Annotated in this window: 20 protein-coding genes and 1 riboswitch; of the genes, 11 read left to right on the top strand and 9 right to left on the bottom strand. The window is 73.3% G+C overall.

From position 1 onward, the window contains the following. Nucleotides 1-12 precede the first annotated feature (12 nt). The 4 genes from VM95_RS22710 to VM95_RS39000 all read right to left on the bottom strand — a co-directional run bounded on the left by VM95_RS22710 (nucleotide 13) and on the right by VM95_RS39000 (nucleotide 5396). On the bottom strand, nucleotides 13-1464 hold the full coding sequence (locus tag VM95_RS22710) for a glycosyltransferase family 2 protein (RefSeq protein ID WP_045699847.1): 1452 nt from the start codon (nucleotides 1462-1464) through the stop codon (nucleotides 13-15). 119 nt (nucleotides 1465-1583) lie between these two features. Continuing rightward, a complete protein-coding gene (locus VM95_RS39005) occupies nucleotides 1584-2450 on the bottom strand; it encodes a hypothetical protein (RefSeq protein ID WP_157882170.1) in 867 nt (288 codons plus the stop codon). 155 nt (nucleotides 2451-2605) lie between these two features. Continuing rightward, nucleotides 2606-4069, bottom strand: coding sequence for a glycoside hydrolase family 26 protein (locus tag VM95_RS22700; protein WP_157882169.1), 1464 nt, complete (start codon nucleotides 4067-4069; stop codon nucleotides 2606-2608). A 142-nt stretch (nucleotides 4070-4211) separates the two neighbouring features. Further along, complete coding sequence (locus VM95_RS39000) at nucleotides 4212-5396, bottom strand: hypothetical protein (RefSeq protein WP_157882168.1); 1185 nt, start codon at nucleotides 5394-5396, stop codon at nucleotides 4212-4214. A gap of 286 nt (nucleotides 5397-5682) precedes the next feature. Further along, nucleotides 5683-5814, top strand: a riboswitch (cobalamin riboswitch). Nucleotides 5815-6005: 191 nt separating this feature from the next. Here VM95_RS39000 and VM95_RS22680 point away from each other — a divergent pair. The 5 genes from VM95_RS22680 to VM95_RS22660 all read left to right on the top strand — a co-directional run bounded on the left by VM95_RS22680 (nucleotide 6006) and on the right by VM95_RS22660 (nucleotide 10642). Further along, nucleotides 6006-8405, top strand: coding sequence for a ribonucleoside-diphosphate reductase subunit alpha (locus VM95_RS22680; RefSeq protein WP_045699917.1), 2400 nt, complete (start codon nucleotides 6006-6008; stop codon nucleotides 8403-8405). Continuing rightward, complete coding sequence (locus VM95_RS22675; protein WP_045699842.1) at nucleotides 8405-9421, top strand: ribonucleotide-diphosphate reductase subunit beta; 1017 nt, start codon at nucleotides 8405-8407, stop codon at nucleotides 9419-9421. The genes VM95_RS22680 and VM95_RS22675 overlap by 1 nt, the downstream gene beginning before the upstream one ends. A 137-nt stretch (nucleotides 9422-9558) precedes the next feature. After that, nucleotides 9559-9813, top strand: coding sequence for a type II toxin-antitoxin system Phd/YefM family antitoxin (locus VM95_RS22670; protein WP_045699840.1), 255 nt, complete (start codon nucleotides 9559-9561; stop codon nucleotides 9811-9813). Next, nucleotides 9810-10061, top strand: a complete 252-nt coding sequence (locus tag VM95_RS22665) for a type II toxin-antitoxin system RelE family toxin (protein WP_045699837.1) — start codon at nucleotides 9810-9812, stop codon at nucleotides 10059-10061. Before VM95_RS22670 ends, VM95_RS22665 begins: the two co-directional genes overlap by 4 nt. A 308-nt stretch (nucleotides 10062-10369) precedes the next feature. Next, on the top strand, nucleotides 10370-10642 hold the full coding sequence (locus VM95_RS22660) for a hypothetical protein (protein WP_045699835.1): 273 nt from the start codon (nucleotides 10370-10372) through the stop codon (nucleotides 10640-10642). 381 nt (nucleotides 10643-11023) lie between these two features. On the opposite strand, the gene VM95_RS43780 is transcribed toward VM95_RS22660, so the two are convergent. From VM95_RS43780 to VM95_RS22635, 3 genes are all read right to left on the bottom strand, one after another. Next, nucleotides 11024-12100 (bottom strand): hypothetical protein, encoded by a 1077-nt coding sequence (locus tag VM95_RS43780; RefSeq protein ID WP_063773544.1) that lies wholly within the window; start codon nucleotides 12098-12100, stop codon nucleotides 11024-11026. Between the two features lie 106 nt (nucleotides 12101-12206). Further along, nucleotides 12207-12656: a carboxymuconolactone decarboxylase family protein gene (locus VM95_RS22640; RefSeq protein WP_045699914.1), complete on the bottom strand. Its 450-nt coding sequence runs from the start codon at nucleotides 12654-12656 to the stop codon at nucleotides 12207-12209. 129 nt (nucleotides 12657-12785) lie between these two features. Beyond that, nucleotides 12786-13403, bottom strand: a complete 618-nt coding sequence (locus VM95_RS22635) for a TetR/AcrR family transcriptional regulator (RefSeq protein WP_045699830.1) — start codon at nucleotides 13401-13403, stop codon at nucleotides 12786-12788. Nucleotides 13404-13509: 106 nt separating this feature from the next. On the opposite strand from VM95_RS22635, the gene VM95_RS22630 reads away from it, so the two are divergent. Further along, complete coding sequence (locus VM95_RS22630; protein ID WP_045699828.1) at nucleotides 13510-14094, top strand: ester cyclase; 585 nt, start codon at nucleotides 13510-13512, stop codon at nucleotides 14092-14094. A gap of 6 nt (nucleotides 14095-14100) precedes the next feature. Here VM95_RS22630 and VM95_RS22625 read toward each other — a convergent pair whose 3' ends face one another. Further along, nucleotides 14101-15018, bottom strand: a complete 918-nt coding sequence (locus tag VM95_RS22625) for a hypothetical protein (protein ID WP_045699826.1) — start codon at nucleotides 15016-15018, stop codon at nucleotides 14101-14103. 129 nt (nucleotides 15019-15147) lie between these two features. Further along, a complete protein-coding gene (locus tag VM95_RS22620; protein WP_045699824.1) occupies nucleotides 15148-15537 on the bottom strand; it encodes a VOC family protein in 390 nt (129 codons plus the stop codon). A gap of 100 nt (nucleotides 15538-15637) precedes the next feature. Between VM95_RS22620 and VM95_RS22615 the strand changes: the two genes are divergently transcribed. The 5 genes from VM95_RS22615 to VM95_RS22595 form a co-directional block, all read left to right on the top strand. Then, entirely contained in the window at nucleotides 15638-16414 is a 777-nt protein-coding gene (locus tag VM95_RS22615; RefSeq protein ID WP_045699822.1) for a TetR/AcrR family transcriptional regulator, read from the top strand. Between the two features lie 304 nt (nucleotides 16415-16718). Further along, complete coding sequence (locus VM95_RS22610) at nucleotides 16719-17177, top strand: hypothetical protein (RefSeq protein WP_052706692.1); 459 nt, start codon at nucleotides 16719-16721, stop codon at nucleotides 17175-17177. Continuing rightward, a complete protein-coding gene (locus tag VM95_RS22605) occupies nucleotides 17164-17964 on the top strand; it encodes a class F sortase (RefSeq protein ID WP_244178897.1) in 801 nt (266 codons plus the stop codon). The genes VM95_RS22610 and VM95_RS22605 overlap by 14 nt, the downstream gene beginning before the upstream one ends. Before the next feature lie 129 nt (nucleotides 17965-18093). Next, nucleotides 18094-18903 carry a hypothetical protein gene (locus VM95_RS22600; protein ID WP_157882167.1) on the top strand — a complete coding sequence of 270 codons (810 nt, stop codon included), beginning with the start codon at nucleotides 18094-18096 and terminating at the stop codon, nucleotides 18901-18903. After that, nucleotides 18900-19103, top strand: a 204-nt coding sequence (locus VM95_RS22595) for a response regulator (protein WP_045699817.1), incomplete at its 3' end; no start/stop codon positions are given. The genes VM95_RS22600 and VM95_RS22595, both read left to right, overlap by 4 nt.

Genomic DNA, 19103 nt, shown 5'->3' with positions numbered 1-19103 from the left:
CGTGACTTCCGATCAGGCCGGCTTGGCGATGACGACGAACTTGTTCTCCTCGCGCTTCAGGAACTTGATCAGCCCCCGAAGGCCGCCCCAGCCCTCCAGGAAGGAGAACAGCGGGATACAGGCGACCACGACCATCGGCTCCCACCACTTGCGCCGGTGGTTGGCGGAGGCGACGACGTTCAGCCGCAGCCCCTCCCAGTACGTCCAGATCACGTAGGCGAAGTTGATCGACCAGACCAGCACCACGGACTGGGTGACCGGCGAGGTGTTCCAGGTGCCGGTGAACCAGGCCACCAGCAGCACCAGGCCGACGTGCTGCAGCGGGCCGAGCACCCAGCTGACCATGCCCATCCCGATGAACAGCCGGTACCGCAGCGGGATGGTCTTGTTGAAGCAGAGCGCGACCAGCCCCCAGGCCCAGCGCTCGCGCTGCTTGAGGAAGTCCTTGATCCCGGCCGGCGAGGCGCCGTAGCAGCGCCCGTTGAACCAGTCGCTGCGGCCCGGGTAGCGCTGGCAGAAGTTCAGCGCCATCTGGGCGTCCTCGACGATGGTCTTCGGCCCGAAGTCCCAGCCGATGGTGGCCTCCACCGAGGAGCGCACGATCAGCAGCTCGCCGTGCACGCCGGCGATCGGGGTGCCGGTGCCGGTCATCGCGCGGAAGCGGGCGATGTCGTCGGCGGGGCGGATCGCGTCGGCGAGCCAGGTGAAGGTGGAGACGGCGTTCTCGCGCGGGTACGTGAGGATGCCCTGCGCCATGTGCTTGGCGTCGTCCCCGGCCCGGCGCTGCCGGTTGACGAACTGGGCGACGGCGGCGGCGGTGTCCGGGCCGACGCCGGTGTCGTCGTCCATGTGCAGCACCCAGACGTCGTCCTCGGCCTCGCCCTCCTCGATCCGCAGCTCGTGCGAGTAGTGGTTGGCGCGGGCCTTGAACTTGGTGCCGTTGGGCGTCTGGTACGCCTTCGGCACGGTCACCACCCGGATCAGCGGGTGGCGCCCGGCCAGCTCGTCGATCTTCTCGGCGGCGGCGCAGCCCTCCTCGGTGAGGATGTCGACCCGCATCCACGGGAAGTAGGGCGGCAGGTGCTCGACGTACGAGAGCACCGAGCGCTCCAGCGCCGGGTAGGTGTCGTGGCGGCCGATGGTCGGCACGAGGACGATCAGGAAGTCGTCCTCGACGGGCACGGCCGGGGTCATCCTGTCGACCTGGCGCAGTCGGCGGCGGACCATCAGCACGCCCTGGAAGCCGATCAGCACGCCGAACACCGGCATGCCCCACAGGATCGTGATCGCCCAGCCGAGCGGGGTGGGGTTGGGCACGTACGCCCAGACGGAGAAGGCGAAGATGATGCCGAACGAGATGTAGAACGGCGCCACTCTCGGCTTCCACGACATCTGTCGCTCGGCGAGCCGGGCGGCCTCGCGGGACGTGGTGAGCACCGTCCGCGCCGGGGCTGTCGTTGACATGGCGGAAGTCGTTCCTCGTCTGGTCTCGGGCCCTTTCCCGGGGCGGGTCAGGGGTCGTTCGTGGGCGGCCTACGGGTGCGCGGGCTCGCGGGCGCGCGGCGGGCGGCCGAGGTGCGGGCTCAGCCCTGCGGCGGGCGGTCGGCGGGCGGACGGTCGGCGGGCGGACGGTCGGCGGGCGGCGGCACGACCGGGCCCGGGGTGACCGGCCCGGGGGCGGGCGGGGCGGCGGGCCACTGCTGCTGGGGCAGGGTCGGCGGGTGGCCGTACGGCGCGGGCTGCTGCGGAGGCCAGGCGGCGGGCGGCTGCGGCACGGGCTGTTGCTGGTACGGCGGCTGCGGTTGCGGCTGGTAGGGCTGGGGCTGCGGCTGCTGCTGCCACGCGGGCTGGGCCGGCGGCTGCTGCGGCCAGGCGGCCTGCTGCGGCTGGGGCTGCGGCTGCTGGGGCTGCTGGACCAACGGCGGCTGCGGGTAGGGCTGTTGGGCGGGCACGCCGGTCGCCGGCACGGTCTGCAGGATCGACCAGTGCGGCTGCTCGGCCGCCGCCGCCACCTCCGGCCGCTCCCCCCATGTCGACCTGGCGAGCAGCAGGATCAGCGTCGCGCTGACGATCACGCCGAGCGCGAAGGTCGCGATCTTGAGCTGGCCCTCCGTGGTGTGGGTGAACCACTCGCGCTGCGGCTTGTCGAGCAGCGCGCCGGTCAGGCTGCGCACCCGGTTGTAGCCCTCGACGCCGGCGACACCGGCCGCCACGGCGAGTGCCCAGCCGCGCCCGCGCAGCAGCAGGAGGCCCGCGATCAGGTACAGCAGGCCGTAGTTGAGGCTGCCGGTCTCGGCGTCCACGGAGGAGCCGCCGTAGTAGAAGATCCCCTCGACGTACGTGCCGAAGCCGACCTGGCCGAAGCAGTTGTACGCCGCCCAGCAGAGCAGCACCGCACCCCAGCCGACGGCGAGGCCGCCGGCCACGCGTATCGGACGCGTCTGTGTCATCCCGTTCCCCCGCCTCGCCCGTTCCGCCCCACGGCCGCTCGCCGACCCTCGGCTATCGCCGCCACAGGATGCCACACCCCGGAACGGACCCGGAATTCTCCGGGTCCAGTCGATCTTCCGGAGATCTGCCGGCAATCTTCAGGAGCTTCGGGCGGTCAGCGCACGTGCAGTCCGCCCCAGTCGACGGTCGGCCCGAACGAGCCGGCGCCGCCGGTGATGGCGAGCGGGCTGCGGTAGGTGGCGTTGACGTCGGCGGCGGAGTTGCGCGGCTGGTCGGGGGTCAGGTTGTCGGCGGTGAGCGACTGCCCCCAGACCGTCCAGATCGTCCAGGGCGTGCGCCGCAGGGTGTCCGGCTGGCGGGAGTTGACCGGGACGGCGAAGGACTCGGCGAGGATGCGCGGCTTCTCGTAGGCGGCCAGCCCGTCGTAGTACCGCCTGGTCCAGGTCTCGCCGGTGCCGATCGGGTGCGCGGGGCTGCCGCTGTAGTCGTCCACCCCGACGACGTCGACGAACTGGGGCCCCGGGTAGTAGTCCCACGGGTCCACCCCGGGGGCGCCGTCCCAGGAGACCGGCGTCCAGACGAACAGCAGGTTGTGCAGGCCCCGGGTCTCCACCAGGTACTTGTAGGTGATCTTCCACAGCGCCTGGTAGTCGGCCGGCTTCTGCCCGGCCCACCAGAAGCGGCGCGAGCAGTCCAGCACGTTCATCTCGTGGTACGGGCGCAGCAGCACCGGCACGTCGTGGGCGGCCAGGTACTCCAGGTGGTCGGCCAGGTAGGAGAGGTCGGTGATCAGCGACCGGTACTCGGGGGTGTCGTGCGCGGCGTCGACGACCCGGCCGAACCAGGCCGGGTCCCGGGCGGCCGGGGAGTTGGAGCAGAGCACCCGGTCGAAGGACTTGACGTCGGATCCGGGGTACGGCTGGTGGAAGCTCATGCCGACGATCCCGGCGGGCGCGCCGCCGTTGTCGGGCAGTTCGGTGAGGCTGCCGTCGCAGTTGTGCTGGGCGCCGGCGAAGTCGTACGTGCCGTCGTCGGCGCGCGGGTGGCCGGACCAGACGGCCGCCATCAGGTCGACGGCGTCGTCGGTGTACTGCCAGCCGGCCCGGCAGGTGGGCCAGCGGCCGGCCGAGTAGGAGCGCGGGTTGCCGACGCCCCAGGTGTTCTGGCCGTAGCCGGGGCCGAGGTCGGTCTCGACGAAGCCGGGCAGCTTGCCGGTGATGTCGGCGGCCCGCTTGTAGTAGTAGCCGACCTGCTTGGTGCCGCGGTAGTCGCCGTACTCGGGGTTGTTGCGCTCGTTGTGCGCCTCGACGTGCTGGCCGATGACCGTCCCGCCGCTCTTGCCGGTGCGGGCCTGGCGCTCCAGGTCGTCGAGGAACTGCTGGACGGCGCGGGCGTTCGGCGAGGCCAGCGGATCCCGGGCGACCAGCTCCTTGCCGACGTCCGGCGGCAGGGTCCGCCCCGGGGTGCCGACCGCCACCTCCACGCGCGGCGGCTGCGGCTCGTCCTCCGGCCGTGCGCCGTCGCGGTCCAGCAGCACGAAGGCACCCGTGGCGACGACGACCGCCCCGGCGGCCGCGAGCGCGGCGGGCTTGCCGCGCAGGGCTCTGGGCAGGGCCACGGACCACTCCTCCGGTTGCTCGCCGGCGCCGACCCCCACGGACGCAACCGGAACACGCGTACGACTGACTACGGCGAGAGCCTGCCACACTCCCCCGGCCCCGGCGAACGAACCCGCCGGGGCCGGGGGAGGTCGCGGCAGGTCAGCCAGTCGGCGTGGTCGCCGGGGCGCCGGGGGCCGCCTTGCCCGCGGCCTTCGCGCGCTGGAGCAGCTGGCCCTTCACGTGCTCCGCGAAGCCGGGGGCCGCGGCGGTCGCGGTGGCGTCCGGCGCATTGCCGCCCTTCGCCGAGCCCTCGACCGTGAAGTAGGCGTACCGGCCCATGCTGTTGTGGGTGTTGGTGCAGCCCGGGTTGGCGCAGAAGGCCGGCGCGCCGGGGGCGGCGGCGCCCTTGAGCTGGCCGGCGTAGTTCTTCATCGCCGTCTCGGCCTGGATCCTGTGGTCGAAGACCGCGACACCGACCGTCACCGCGCTGTCGCCGGAGACGTACGTCGCCCGCAGCACCTGGCGGCAGCCCTGGTCGCCGAGGATCTTGCCGAGGCCGCCGGTCGTCGAGTTGCCGTCCCAGCAGGGCTGGTCGAGCGAGACGGTGGTGCGGTTCCAGGTCGCGCCGTTGATGGTCACCTGGGCCGCCGAGAACAGCGCGTTCGCGTCCTGCGGCGCCGGGTCGGTGCTGGCGTCCCAGATCGGCTTGGACAGGTCGTCGCCGCCGCCCTGGCTGGTGGTCGGGGCCGGCGAGGGGGGCGTGGGCGCGGGCGTGGCCGGGGAGGCGACCGGCGCCGGCTTGGGGTCGTCGTGCTTGCCCAGCAGCATCGCGCCGCCCGCCGCCAGGCCGCCCACCACGACGACGGCGGCCACGATGCCGATCACCTTCGTGCGGCGCTTGCGCTTGCCCTCTGCCTCGTTGCGGTTCGCCAGCGCCTCCCAGTCGGGCTCGGCGCGCGGCGGCTGCGGCTGGTGGGGCTGCGGCGGCTGGGGCTGGAACTGCTGGGCGGGCAGCGTCGGCTGGGCCTGCGGCTGCCACGGCGGCGCGGGCTGGGAGGCCTGCGGCTGGGGCTGGGGCGGGACGGGCTGCGGCTGGGGCGTCGGCTGCGGGGCCTGCGGCGGGACGGGCTGCGGCTGCGGCTGCACCGGCCCCGGCTGCGGCACCGGCGGGACGGGCTGCGCCACCGGCTGCGCGGGCGGCACGACCGGCCCGTACGACGCCGGCGGCGGCCCGAAGCCCCCGCTCGGCGGCGGCACCGGCCCCGGCTGGTTCTGCGCGTTCCCCGCCCCGGCCGGGGGCGTCCCCTGCGGCCCCTGCCCAGGTGCGCCGAATCCGTCGCTCATGCGGCCCCCTCGCTGCCTCGTCGATCGCTCCGCGAGACGCGCACCCCTCGTGTCGCGGACCCGCCCGCTGCGCTCGCTCACATGTCGCCCAGATCGTAGGGCATCACTCCGACGGACCAGCCGCCCGGTGACCGTTCCGTATCGAAACCAGGACGCCCCGGGCGCGGCCCGGGGCCCCTTGTGCCGCCTGCCACAGGCACCGCCCGCCATCCGCCCGGCACCGCCGGTCATCGCCCCGACACACGGCGCTGTACTACATGTGGTGTCACATCAGGGAGACACCACAACATGTATGCTCACTCCTGCTGTCGACGCAGGGGAACCCGGTGCGATTCCGGGACTGCCCCGCAGCGGTGTGCGGGCGCTCACACGAGCCGGGCCCGCAAGTCCGAGTACCTGCCGGCGGCGTGCGCCACGGCCCTCCCGCAGGGGCCGCGCGAGCACCAGCACCACCTTTCCGGGCCTCGCGGGCGGGCCGGGGAGACACCGTCGCGCGACGCCGCCCGCGTTCGCGCCGTGCTCCCCTGCCCCGAACGGTCCGGCGCCACCCGATCACGCCGCCGATCGCCGCCAGGAGAGAGCGCCTTGACCACCGCTGCCTCAGCCACCCTGCCCGCCCAGGGAACCGGTACCGCCTTCACCGACCAGACGGTCACCGACCCCGGCGGTGCCCTGCTGCGGCTGCTCACCGACCGCAGCGCCGACCTCACCGAGGTCGACCCCGGCCACGTCGCCGCCGCCGCACTGCGCGGGCGCCACGCCGGCTCGGACTTCGCCGAGCTGCGCGGCCTGGCCGTCGACGCCGCCGCGTCGATGATCGCCGAGGACCCCCAGTACTCGAAGCTGGCCGCCCGCCTGCTCGCCCTGGAGATCGTCGACGAGGCCAACAGCCAGGGCTCGGTGTCCTTCTCCGCCTCCATCGCGGTCGGCCACGCCGAGGGCCTGATCGGCGACACCACCGCCGACTTCGTCGCCAAGCACGCCGCCGCCCTCGACGCCCTGATCGACGCCCACGGCGACGACCGCTTCGAGTACTTCGGCCTGCGCACCGTCCAGTCCCGCTACCTGCTGCGCCACCCGATCACCCGCAAGGTCATCGAGACCCCGCAGCACTTCCTGCTCCGCGTCGCCTGCGGCCTGGCGGTCGGCGACACCGAGCAGTCCGTGCGCGAGGTCGCCGAGCTGTACGGCCTGATGAGCCGCCTGGAGTACCTGACCTCCTCGCCGACGCTCTTCAACTCCGGCACCCGGCACCCGCAGATGAGCAGCTGCTACCTGCTCGACTCCCCGCTGGACAACCTGGACTCGATCTACAACCGCTACGCGCAGATCGCCCGCCTGTCCAAGCACGCCGGCGGCATCGGCCTGTCCTACTCGCGCATCCGCTCGCGCGGCAGCCTCATCCGCGGCACCAACGGCAAGTCCAACGGCATCGTGCCGTTCCTGCGCACCCTCGACTCCTCCGTCGCCGCCGTCAACCAGGGCGGCAGGCGCAAGGGCGCGGCCTGCGTCTACCTGGAGACCTGGCACGCCGACATCGAGGAGTTCCTGGAGCTCCGCGACAACACCGGCGAGGAAGCCCGCCGCACCCACAACCTCAACCTGGCGCACTGGATCCCGGACGAGTTCATGCGCCGCGTGAACGCCAACGAGGACTGGTCGCTGTTCTCCCCGGCCGACGTCCCCGAGCTGGTCGACCTGTGGGGCGCCGACTTCGACGAGGCCTACCGCAAGGCCGAGCTGGCCGGCAAGGCCGTCCGCACCATCCCGGCGCAGACCCTGTACGCCCGCATGATGCGCACCCTGGCCCAGACCGGCAACGGCTGGATGACCTTCAAGGACGCCTCCAACCGGGCCGCCAACCAGACCGCGCTGCCGGGCCGCACGGTGCACTCGTCCAACCTGTGCACCGAGATCCTGGAGGTCACGGACGACTCCGAGACCGCCGTCTGCAACCTGGGGTCGGTCAACCTCGGTGCGCACGTGGCCCTCGACGCCCGCGCCGACGACCTGATCAACGCCATGGACTGGGAGCGCCTGGACGCCACCGTGCGTACGGCCGTGACCTTCCTCGACCGCGTGGTGGACATCAACTTCTACCCGACCGTCGAAGCGGGCACCTCCAACTCGCGCTGGCGGCCGGTGGGCCTGGGCGTGATGGGCCTGCAGGACGTCTTCTTCAAGCTGCGGATCGACTTCGACTCGGCCGAGGCGAAGCAGCTGTCCACGCTGATCGCCGAGCGCATCATGCTCACCGCGTACGAGCGCTCCGCCGACCTGGCCGAACAGCTGGGCCGCCACGAGGCGTACGGCGAGACCCGCGCCGCGCGCGGTGAGCTGCACATCGACCACTTCCCGAGCGCCGCCCCGCAGTGGGCCTCGCGCTGGACGGCGCTGCGGGCGCGGATCGCCGAGACCGGCCTGCGCAACTCGCTGCTGCTGGCGATCGCGCCGACCGCGACGATCGCCTCGATCGCCGGCGTGTACGAGTGCATCGAGCCGCAGGTGTCCAACCTGTTCAAGCGCGAGACGCTCAGCGGCGAGTTCCTGCAGGTCAACCCGTACCTGGTGCGCGAGCTCAAGGAGCTCGGCGTCTGGGACCAGCAGACCCGCGACGCGCTGCGCGACGCCAACGGCTCCGTGCAGGAGTTCAACTGGCTGCCGGAGGAGGTGCGGTCGCTGTACCGCACGGCCTGGGAGCTGCCGCAGCGCGCCCTCATCGACCTGGCCGCGGCCCGCATGCCGTACCTGGACCAGAGCCAGTCGCTGAACCTGTTCATGGCGGCGCCGACCATCGGCAAGCTCAGCTCGATGTACGCGTACGCGTGGAAGGTCGGTCTCAAGACCACCTACTACCTGCGCTCGCGCCCGGCCACCCGCATCGCCCAGGCCGCGTCCGGTGCCGCGCGTACGGCCGCGCCGCTGCCGACCCCCACCATGACCCAGGCCGAGCAGGACGCCATCGCCTGCTCCCTGGAGAACCCCGAGTCCTGCGAGGCCTGCCAGTAATGACTGCCGACGACCGCAAGATGCTGCTCGACCCCGGCTTCGAGCTGACGCTGCGCCCGATGCGCTACCCGTCGTTCTACGACCGGTACCGGGACGCGATCAAGAACACCTGGACCGTGGAGGAGGTGGACCTGCACTCGGATGTCGCCGACCTGGCGAAGCTCAGCGAGGGCGAGCGCCACCTCATCGGGCGGCTGGTCGCGTTCTTCGCGACCGGTGACTCGATCGTCGCGAACAACGTGGTGCTGAGCCTCTACAAGCACATCAACTCGCCCGAGGCGCGGCTGTACCTGAGCCGGCAGCTGTTCGAGGAGGCCGTGCACGTCCAGTTCTACCTGACGCTGCTGGACACCTACCTTCCGGACCCGGAGGACCGCAACGCGGCCTTCGCCGCGGTGGAGAACATTCCCTCCATCCACCAGAAGGCCCAGTTCTGCTTCAAGTACATGAACGCGGTCGACCACATCGAGTCGCTGCAGACGAAGGAGGATCGGCGGGCGTTCCTGCTCAACCTGATCTGCTTCGCAGCGTGTGTCGAGGGCCTGTTCTTCTACGGCGCGTTCGCGTACGTGTACTGGTTCCGGAGCCGGGGCCTGCTGCACGGTCTCGCGACCGGCACCAACTGGGTGTTCCGCGACGAGTCCATGCACATGGACTTCGCGTTCTCCGTGGTGGACACCGTGCGCGAGGAGGAGCCCGACCTCTTCGACGACGAGATGGCCAAGCAGGTCACCGAGATGCTGGAGGAGGCCGTCGCGGCCGAGCTCCAGTTCGCCCAGGACCTCTGCGGCGACGGTCTGACCGGCATGAACACCGAGTCGATGCGCCAGTACCTGGAGGCTGTTGCCGACCAGCGCCTCGCGCGGCTCGGCATGCCGATCCGGTACGGCTCGACCAACCCGTTCGGCTTCATGGAGCTCCAGAACGTCCAGGAGCTGACCAACTTCTTCGAGCGCCGGGTGTCCGCGTACCAGGTGGCGGTCGAGGGCTCGGTCTCCTTCGACGACGACTTCTAAGCCCCAAGAACAAGAGGGGAGGAGCGCCCTGCCGCGCTCCTCCCCTCTTTTCCATCCAGTGCCGTTACTCAAGGTGAAGACTGGCGACTTGCGGCTACATCTCACACCAAAACCCGCGCGAAGTGTACACTTCTGCCATGAGTGAGACTCTGCCTATCACTGAGGCGCGAGCAAGATTTGGCACTCTGGTGCGCCGCGCTTCCCACAGCCGTGAACGCATCACCATCACCGACCACGGTCAGCCCGCTGCCGTGCTCATCAACCCGCAGGAACTCGCCGATCTGGAAGACGAGCTCGCGCTCGCCCGCTACCGAGCCCGCCAGGCCGCAGGCACCGTCGCGAGCGTGCCCCACGAGGACGTCCGCTCCCTCCTGGGCCTGGAGCGTGAATGACCTACCGGATCACCTGGGACGAGCCTGCGATCAATGCGGCCGCCCGGTTCCTCAAAGATGACGCGGATGGCCTTCGCCAGGTCATGGACGCAGTCGACCTGTTGGCCGACGACCCCCGGCCGGCAGGCTCGGCACCCTACGGCTCGCCGGATCTTCGCCGCATCCACGTCGGCCGTTACCGCGTCCTGTACGAGATCACCGAGCAGATGGTGACCATTGCCGTCATCCACCTCGGCCGCATCCTCTGAGGAACGCTAGCCCAACAGTGGTGCCCGCACGGCCACAGCCGTGCGGGCACCACTCTTTGTTCAATCGGCCGGACGTTCGCCCACCTCTACCGCGCCCACGAAGCCTCTCGCGCATCGGCTTCGAACACGAGAGCCGACCCATCCAGGCCCTTCGAGTCACCGACCCTCCGCAACACCTCGGACTCCGACGAGGCCGGCCGAGGGCTGCTCCTCGTCCACGAGCTCGCCACCCACTGGGGCTGCTCCCCCCGGCCGCACGGCATCGGCAAGTTCGTCTGGTGCCACGTCTCCCCCGAGCTGGCCGCCGCGTGAGCGCCGTCCTCGCCGGGATCTCCGGCCTCATGGCGCCCACGCTGTTCCCCAGCCTCGACCACGCCCTCCCCGTCCTCTGGGAGAACGTCCGCGACCTGCCCGTCCGCGAGGCCCACCGCGACCTGATCCGCCTCTGCATCGGCCCGGCGGGCGGCGAGGGCGTCGCCAACTGCCTCGCCCGACACGGCAGCTGGAGCATCACCCTCTACATCGGCAGCATGACCAGCTGGACCGCCCACCCCATCACCATCTCCACCCACCGCCCCTGAACCCCCGCGACCCCGCCCGGATCACCGGGCGGGGTCGCTTGGCCATGTCATTCACCCGAACGGGAGAACCGCGGTGCTGCGCCGGGACAGGGCCCGCGAGTAGTCGGCAGCATCACCCGTCAGGGCAAGGTAGTTGAGCACGGGATCACCCGCGCTCACCAAGGTGGTCGCACATCCCACGCACCAAGGCTGGGGAGGCTCGACGTCCAGGTCCTCGATGGCCGCCTCGGCAGTGCGGCACTCCGCGCAGATCGGCACGCTGCCGGCCCTCCTCGCCCGTCGCTGTCCGGCAGGTTACCGCGCGCCGGGCCGATGCCGGCGCGGCCGGCTCCGCCCCGCGCAGGAAGTCGGCCCCGCCGACTTCCTGCGCACGCACCCCGGTCAGCCGTGGTCCTCCCAGTCCTCCGCGCAGAAGCGGGCCCCGCTGATCACGGCGTCCCCGGCGCGGTCGGCCCGGACGAAGATGTTGGTCCCGTCCGGCCCCAGGTCCCCGGCGCAGCCGACGCGCAGCCCCGTGTCGCTGCCCTCGACGTACTGATGCATGGCCGCGTCGACCTCGCTGACCGGCCTGCCGATCAGCGGGATGCCCTCGAACTCGACCCGGGGGCCGGTGCGCCCGTCCACAGTCACGGCCGCCAGCGTGGGGAAGCCGTCCCGGTGCCAGTAGTGGGCCGTCACCCCGGCCCCGTCGAAGCGGTCCTGCTCCAGGTTCCACTGCTCGGCCCCGTACCCCTGCCAGGTGAACCACCCCCGACGCTCGGCCGGCGGTTCGCCGCCCAGGGCGGCCGCGACCTCGCGCGGGTTCATCCCGAACCGCAGCGGGCCGACGCCCTCCAGCGGCGTGCAGCCCCACCGCGGCCGGTCCCCCTCGGCCCGCACCGGCCACTGCCCGGAGTGGGCGCCCCGCTCCTCCCGGACCTTGCACCACTGCCTGACCGGCTCGGTCCCGTACGGGTCCTCGGCGAGCTCGGGGCCGGCGCACAGCGCGTCCGTGACCATCCGGTCCGTCCGCTCCGCGTACCCCTCGGGCGACAGCGCCCATCCCGGCCTGGCACCCATGGACAGGCCCCAGGCCGCCGCCTCCGGGTCCCCGCTCCGGTTGACCCGGACCGACGCCCCTTCCCGACCGGCGAGTTCGAGGAGGTCCGCCCGCACCTCGGACGGCGCCCGGTCGATCAGCTCGACGCCCCGCAGCCGCACCAGCGGGCCGGACCGCCCGTCGAGCGCCACCGCGGCCAGCCGCGGCCCCGGGCCGTAGATCGCGGTCACCTCGACATCGTGGAACGTCTGCCAGACCAGGCGGCCTTCCGTCCCCTGCGACACGTAGGCGATGGCGCCGTCCAGGGCGGCCTGGACCTGATCCGGGCTCATCCCGAACCGCAGCGGCCCGACGCCCACCAGCGGGTCGAGCTCCCACCGCGCCCGCTCGTCCTCCGGCTTCCTGTTCCACCAAGCCACCAGCGAACCCCCATGCCTCGCGCCGCACGCCCCCGGCACGGAGCTGCCGGTGATCTTGCCCGGCACCCTAGGCGCCCCCGCCGACAAGCCCCCGATCGGGCCCGGCTCAGTTCCAGGTGGCGCCGGCCGGCTCCTCGATGGTGGTGTTGATCCGGTTGAAGAAGTTGGTGAGGCTGATCATCAGGATGATCGCGGAGAGCTGCTCCTCACTGAAGTGGTCGGCGGCCGCGTCCCAGACCTCGTCCGGGGCGGCCTTGCCGGAGCGGTCCGCGATCCGGGTGGCGGCCTCGGTGAGGGCGAGCGCGGCGCGCTCCTCGTCCGTGAAGAACGGGGCCTCGCGCCAGGCGACCAGCGCGTGCAGCTGCTCGTCGGCCACGCCGTGCTTCTTCGCGCCCTCGACGCCGGCGAACACGCAGGCGCTGCAGCCGTTGATCTGGCTGGCGCGCAGGTGGACCAGCTCCAGGATCTGCGGGGCGACGCCGCCCTGGTACATGGCCTTGTAGATGGTCTGGATGCCCTTCATGGCGTCCGGCAGGACGAGCGCCGGGTTCTTCATGCGGGCGGTGGTGGTGATGCGGGCGTTCAACGTGGTGTCCCTCTTCGTCGGTCGGTGTCCGTCACCGGATCGACGGATCCCGACGCGGCGATGTGACAGCGCGCGCGGAAAAAGGTGCGGATCGGCGGATCACGGCGTCCGCAGGGTGGCGAGGGCCGTCCGGAGGAGGAAGGCCTCGGCCCGGTCCCAGGGCCAGCCGTTCTCGGCGACCAGGGTGCGCCAGCCGCCGGGGCCGAACCAGAACCAGAGGAGGTCCGCCGTCTCCTCCTCCGGGCCGGCCGGCTTCGCCAGCGCGTGCAGGTGGTGCGCGGCGGTGCGCAGGGCGGCGCGGTAGTCGGCGGTGGCGCGCTGCCACAGGGCCTCGCCGTCCTCGTGGGACGGCAGCGCCTTGTGGACGGCCTCGTGGACGGTGAACATGCTCTCGTTCCCGACCCGGGTGCCGTGGGCCAGCGCCCTGAGCGCCGCTTCCTGGTCCCGCTCGGCGAGTACGGCGCGCATCGTCCACTCGCTGCCGGAGGCCCGTACGGCCGTGTCGACGATCTCGTTGAGGATGTCGCTCTTGCTGCCGGCGCTCGCGAAGACGGCCTTCGAGGAGACGCCCGCCTCGGCCGCGATGTCCGCGACGGTCACCCGCCCGTAGCCGCGTTCGGCGAACAGCCGGGTCGCCGACCGGAGGATCCGCTCACGTGTCTGGGCGGCGGCTTCCTCCCGCCGGGGCGAGACGTACGTGCGCTTGGGGGTCGGCATGGGGTCAGCCTAGTCGGGGGAATGTCAGACCTATTCAATAGGTTCTCTGTAACCTGAATATCGGTCAGGGCGGCGCCCCGCCCCACGCACTGGAGGAACCGAACCGATGGGAATGTCACCCGAGGACGCGGCCCGCGGGCTCTTCACCGTCCTGGCGACCGGAGACGCAGCGCTGGCCGCGGCGGTCGTGCACCCGGACTTCACCAACCGTCAGGCGGCCGTCTCCCCCGCCGCCTGCTCGATCCCCGGGCCGGCCGGCGTACTGGCCTCGGGCGCGTGGCTGCGCGCCGCCTTCGCCGACCTGAGCTTCCCCGTCACCGACCTGGCCCACGACGGCGACCAGGTGTGGATCCGGATGCACATGCGGGGCCGGCACACCGGCCCCTTCGTCCGCTACCGCGACGGCGAGCTCGACCAGGCGATCCCGCCCACCGGGGTCGGGATCGACACCGAGCAGGTCCACATCCTGCGCCTGCGGGACGGCAAGGTCGTCCGGCACGAGGCGGTCCGCGACGACCTCGGCCTGTTCGGACAGCTCGGCGTCCTTCCCCCCGACCCCGCCACCGCCCGGCGCATCCAGGACTGGCACACGAGCGGGGAGGCCGCCCGGGCCGCCGCCCGGATCGCCGAGGAGGCCGCGCGGGCGGCGGCCTCCGCCCACGCGCACACGCCGGGCCGGGAGGATCGCTGAGACCGGTCACACCCCCGGGCGTGTCCCCCGCGGGGCACGCCCGGGCAGCGGCGGCAGGGGGCCGCGGAAGCCGACCCGGTGGCGGCGGCGCAGCCGTACCAGTTCGATCAGCGCGGTCACCGTCACCCCGACCGGGCCGACCAGCAGCCCGGCCAGGGCCCCCGCGCCGCTCGTCGTGGCGCCCTTGGTGTCGACCAGGGTGACGTGCCCGATCAGGGTGAGCCAGACCAGCAGCACCGCGACCAGCGGCCGCACCAGCGGGTGCCCCCGCACCGCGAAGGAGTTGCGGTGGATCAGGTACACCGTGGGGAGGGTGAACGCCGGCACCCAGGTCGCCATGAGCAGCCGCAGCCCGGCCAAGTTGCCGATGTACGCACCGGGGTTGGACTCCGCCATCAGCAGGAAGCCCGCGAAGGTGACCACGCCGGTGAACAGCGGCCGGGCCACCAGGCGCCCCACCCGCCGCCTCGTCCCGGCCCGGGCCAGCAGCACCAGCGACACGCAGGCGAGCAGCAGCGCGATCGGCCCGGTGACCAGCAGCACGATGCTGTCCCCGAACGAGTCCTTGAACAGCTCGTCGGCGGAGGTCCCGTTCGCCAGGCGCACCACCAGCAGGATCACGCCGAGGCCGAACAGCGCCCGGGCCCACATCAGCCGTTCCACCAGCGGGTCGAGCGTCTGCGCCACCAGCTGGGTGGCCAGCGGCTGCAGCAGCGGATCCAGCAGTTCCGCGCCCGCCACCGCCGCGACCCCGGAGGCCGACATCCGCATCATCCGGTAGGGCCCGTAGATCCGGCTCGCCAGCCGCCAGGGCAGCAGCACGTCGAGCGCCCACTCCCGCGGTGTCCGCCGCGGCTCCGGCGGCTGCCAGTAGGGCGGCCGGTCGTACGCGGCGAGGTCGCCCGGCGTCACCAACCTGCCCATGGCAGCCCCCGGTCGGTCAAAGCGCTTCGCCCGTCGAAGCGCTGACACCGTGCCAGCTTCCAGCGCCCCGCGCAATCGGATAAGCCGCATCCGCCCGGGCCCTGCCGGTGGGGCCCGGGCGGACGCGGGTCAGTTCGCGGCCGGAGTGACCCACTCGACGAGTTCGATCACCACGCCGTTGGGGTCGGCGACCTGGAACAGCCGCTCGCCCCAGGGCTCTTCGCGCAGCGGCAGGGTGATCTCGACGCCCTCCGACCGCAGCCGCTCCTGCTCGCCGGCCAGGTCGTCGACGGTGAAGACGACCAGCACGCCGGCCGCGCGCTGGTCGCGGAAGTCCTCGGGGAGGACGTCGAGGCCCCGGCGCAGGTAGATGACGTTCATCCCGGCGTCCTCGCGGCCGAGCGAGACGAAGCCGTCCGCGGCCATCTCCTCCCGGAAGCCGAAGTGGTCGACGAGGAAGGCCGCGGAGGCGGCGGGGTCCTCGACGGTGAGCGAGACGGCAGAGCTGTTGATCTTCAAGACGAGTCCTCTCGGCGGCATGGGCCGCGACAAGGCCAGCAATTCTCCGTACGCCGTACACTATACATAGTACGGAGAATTGCTGTGACAGGATTCCGGCATGGCCACGAACCGGAGCGGAGCAGGAGACCCGGCCCGCACCCTCGCCCTGCTCTGGGGCGTGCCGACCGCCCCGGCCGCCGGCCGACGCGGCCCCCGCCAGGCGCACTCGCCGGCCGAGATCGCCACCGCCGCCGTCGAACTCGCCGACGCCGAGGGCGTCGAGGCCGTGACCATGCGCCGCGTCGCCCAGGCCCTCGGCCTCTCCCCGATGGCGCTCTACACCTACGTCCCCGGCAAGGCCGAACTCCTCGACCTGATGCTCGACACCGTGTACGCCCGGATGCCGCGCAGCACGCCCGCCGACGACGGCTGGCGCGCCCGGGCCACCGCCGTCGCCGACGACAACCTCGCCCTCCACCGCGCCCACCCCTGGATGGCGGCCGTCCCCACCAGCCGCCCGCCGCTCGGCCCCGGGCTGATGGCCAAGTACGAGTACGAGCTGCGCGCCCTCGCCGGCACCGGCCTGGACGACGTCGAGCTGGACGCCGCGCTGACCCACCTGCTGGGCTTCGTGCAGACCTGCGCCCGGATGGCCGCCGACGAGCGGGCCGCCCGGCAGGACAGCGCGATGAGCGACGAGCAGTGGTGGGCGGGCAACGCCGAACTCCTCGCCCGGGTCTTCGACCCGGAGCGCTACCCGACCGCCGCCCGGGTCGGCGCGGCCGCCGGCGCAGCCCACGGCGGCGCGTACAGCCCTTCCCACGCCTACGAGTTCGGCCTCGGCCGGGTCCTGGACGGCCTGGCCGCCCTGATCCGGGACCGCGGCGAGGAGTAGCGGCCGCGCGGCCCTCGCCGGCCCAACTCGCGCTGCCGACCAACTCGCGCTTCCCGCCCGGGAATACGCCCCACCGCAACACCCCCGCCGCGCGCCGTTACACAGCCGATGGGCGGCCGTGACACGACCGGCCGCCGACCGCGACACGGCCCTCCTAACGTCGCTGTCGACGCCCCGGCCGTACCGAGGCCGCAGGGCGTCCGCGACGCGAACGACCGCGTCAGGCGCCGACGACGGACGTCCGCGACCGCGTCACGAACCGCCCTTCCGAGACCGACGCAGCACCCACGAGGAGACCCACCGCATGAGCACGAGCAGGAGCCGCACCTTCCGCTCCCCCGCCCGCCGTGTCCTGGCGGTCTGCGCCCTGACCGGCGCCGCCCTGCTGACCACGACGACCACCGGTCAGGCCTGGGCCGACGGCGCCCCGAAGCCCGTCGCGACCGCCCCCGGCGCCGCCGCCCCCGTCACCGCCACGCCCACCCCGGCCGGCACCCCCACCGCCATGCCCGCCCCGGCCCGCACGGGCAACGCCCCGGCCGTCTCCCCGCCGAAGACCGCCGTCCCCTCGCCGGTGGCGCCGGGCGGCGACCGGCCGCAGGTCCGTGAGGTGCCGAAGGGCGCCGCGAGGGCCGGCGACGGCTCCGGGGCCGGCTCCGACAGCTCCGGCCTGATGCTGGCGGGCGGCGGCGCCGTCGCCGCCGTGGGCGCCGGTGCGCTGGGCTTCGCCGTCCTGCGCCGCCGGGCCGGTGCGCGCGGCTGACACCGGTCCCGAGCCCGCCGGGCACCCCGGCGCCCTTCCCCCGTACCCGGCCGGCGGGGGAAGCGGCGCCGGGGCCGCCCCGCCGGCCGGGACCGGCGGAAGACGCCGCGGCCACAGCCGCAGCCGCGGCCACGGGCGGCGCCGCGCCGCCCGGCCCGCCCCGAGCCCCCTGCGCCGGACGGCCTTCGGCACGGCGGGCCTGCTCTGCCTGGTGCTCGGCACCTCGCTGGCCCTGGCCGGCCGGGGCGAGAGCCCGGTGGTGCGGATCGAGACCTCCGGCCACGGCGCCGCGGACACCCCGCCCCCGCCGGTCCGGGAAACCCCGGCGCCACCGCCCGTCGCCGCCTCGCCACCGACCCGGCTGCTGATCCCGGCCGCCGGGGTGGACGCGCCGGTGACCGGCCTCGGCCTGAACCCGGACGGGACCGTCGAGGTGCCGGCGGCCGACCACGGCGACGAGGTCGGCTGGTACCGCAACGGCCCCACCCCCGGCGAGACCGGCCCGGCCGTCCTGATCGGGCACTACGACACCGTGCACGGCCCGGCGGTCTTCCGGAACGTGCCGAAGCTGAAGCCCGGCGACCTGATCCGGGTCCGGCGCGCGGACGGCGGCACCGTGGACTTCAAGGTCAGCCGGCTGGTCCAGGCCGCCAAGGACCGCTTCCCCACCGAGCAGGTCTACGGCGACACCCCCGCGCCCGCCCTGCGGCTGATCACCTGCGGCGGGCGGATCGGCGCGGACGGCCACTGGACGGACAACATCATCGTCCTGGCGGACCCGGCCTGACCGGGGCCGTACCGCCGGACGCGGAACCTCCGGAGGCGGAACCGCCGACCGCTCCCCGTACGACCTACCACCGAGACGGACGCCCCCGCCCCGAGGAACCGCCGCCGACCAGGAGGACGAGCACCGACCGTGGCAGCAGCACCCCGCCCCCGCCGCCGGCCGGGCGCCGTCCCGGTGGCCGTGTCGGCCGCCCTGGCCGGCCTCCTCGCGCTCGCCGCCCTGCTCCTCGGCCGGGAGGCCCCCGGCGGCCTGCGCGACGGCGGCCCCGTCCAGGCCGCCACCCCGCCGCCGGTGGCCAAACCGCTCTGGCCCGGCCTGGCCACCGCCCCGCCGCCGGTCGCGGCCGCCGCCGCCACCCCGCAGGCGCCGCCGCAGCCGATCCCCGACCTGACCGTCCCCGGGCACGACCTCACCACCGTCGACGTCCGCACCCTCCTCGCCAAGGACCCGGCGCTCACCGCGGACGAACAGCGCGCGCTCGACTCCTGCGCCGGGTGCGAGGTCCGCGCGCCGGAGTTCCGCGACCTCACCGGGGACGGCCGGCCGGAGCTGGTCACCGCCGTCGTCACCCCCGGACCGGTCGTGCTGCACGTCTACACCCTCGCCGGGGACCGCGTCCTGCCCATCCTGCGGGTGCGCGTCCAGAGCGGCTTCAGCGCCGAGACCGTCGACTCCGACCTGTGGCTGCGCGAGCCGACCAGCACCACCACCCAGACCCGCACCCACTACCACTGGGACGGCACCAGCCTCGCCCCGCTGGAGCAGAAGGTGGACGGGATCGGCCTGCTCCCGCACACCGAGCCGGCCGGCGACCCGCCGTACGGCGCCGTGCCCCAGCCGGTCCGCCCCACCCCCAAGGCACCCGGCGCGGTCGTCACCGCCACCCCCTCCCCCGTCAAACCGGCGGCCCCCGCCGTGTCCCCGGAAGCGAAGCGATGACCCCCGCAGCCAACCCCGCAGCCCCCTCCGCGGCCGCCCCCGCCGCCCCGGCCCAGCCGCACATCCTCCTCGTCGAGGACGACGAGGTGATCCGCGAGGCCACCCGGATGGCACTGGAACGCTACGGCTTCCCCGTCACCACGGCCGCCGACGGCCTGGAGGGCCTGGAGGCCTTCCATGCCGTCCGCCCCGACCTGCTC

This window comes from Streptomyces rubellomurinus (assembly GCF_000961885.1).
GTDB lineage: Bacteria > Actinomycetota > Actinomycetes > Streptomycetales > Streptomycetaceae > Kitasatospora > Kitasatospora rubellomurina.
The sequence above is the reverse complement of the archived record's forward strand: the minus strand, read 5'-3'. Positions and strand labels throughout refer to the sequence as shown.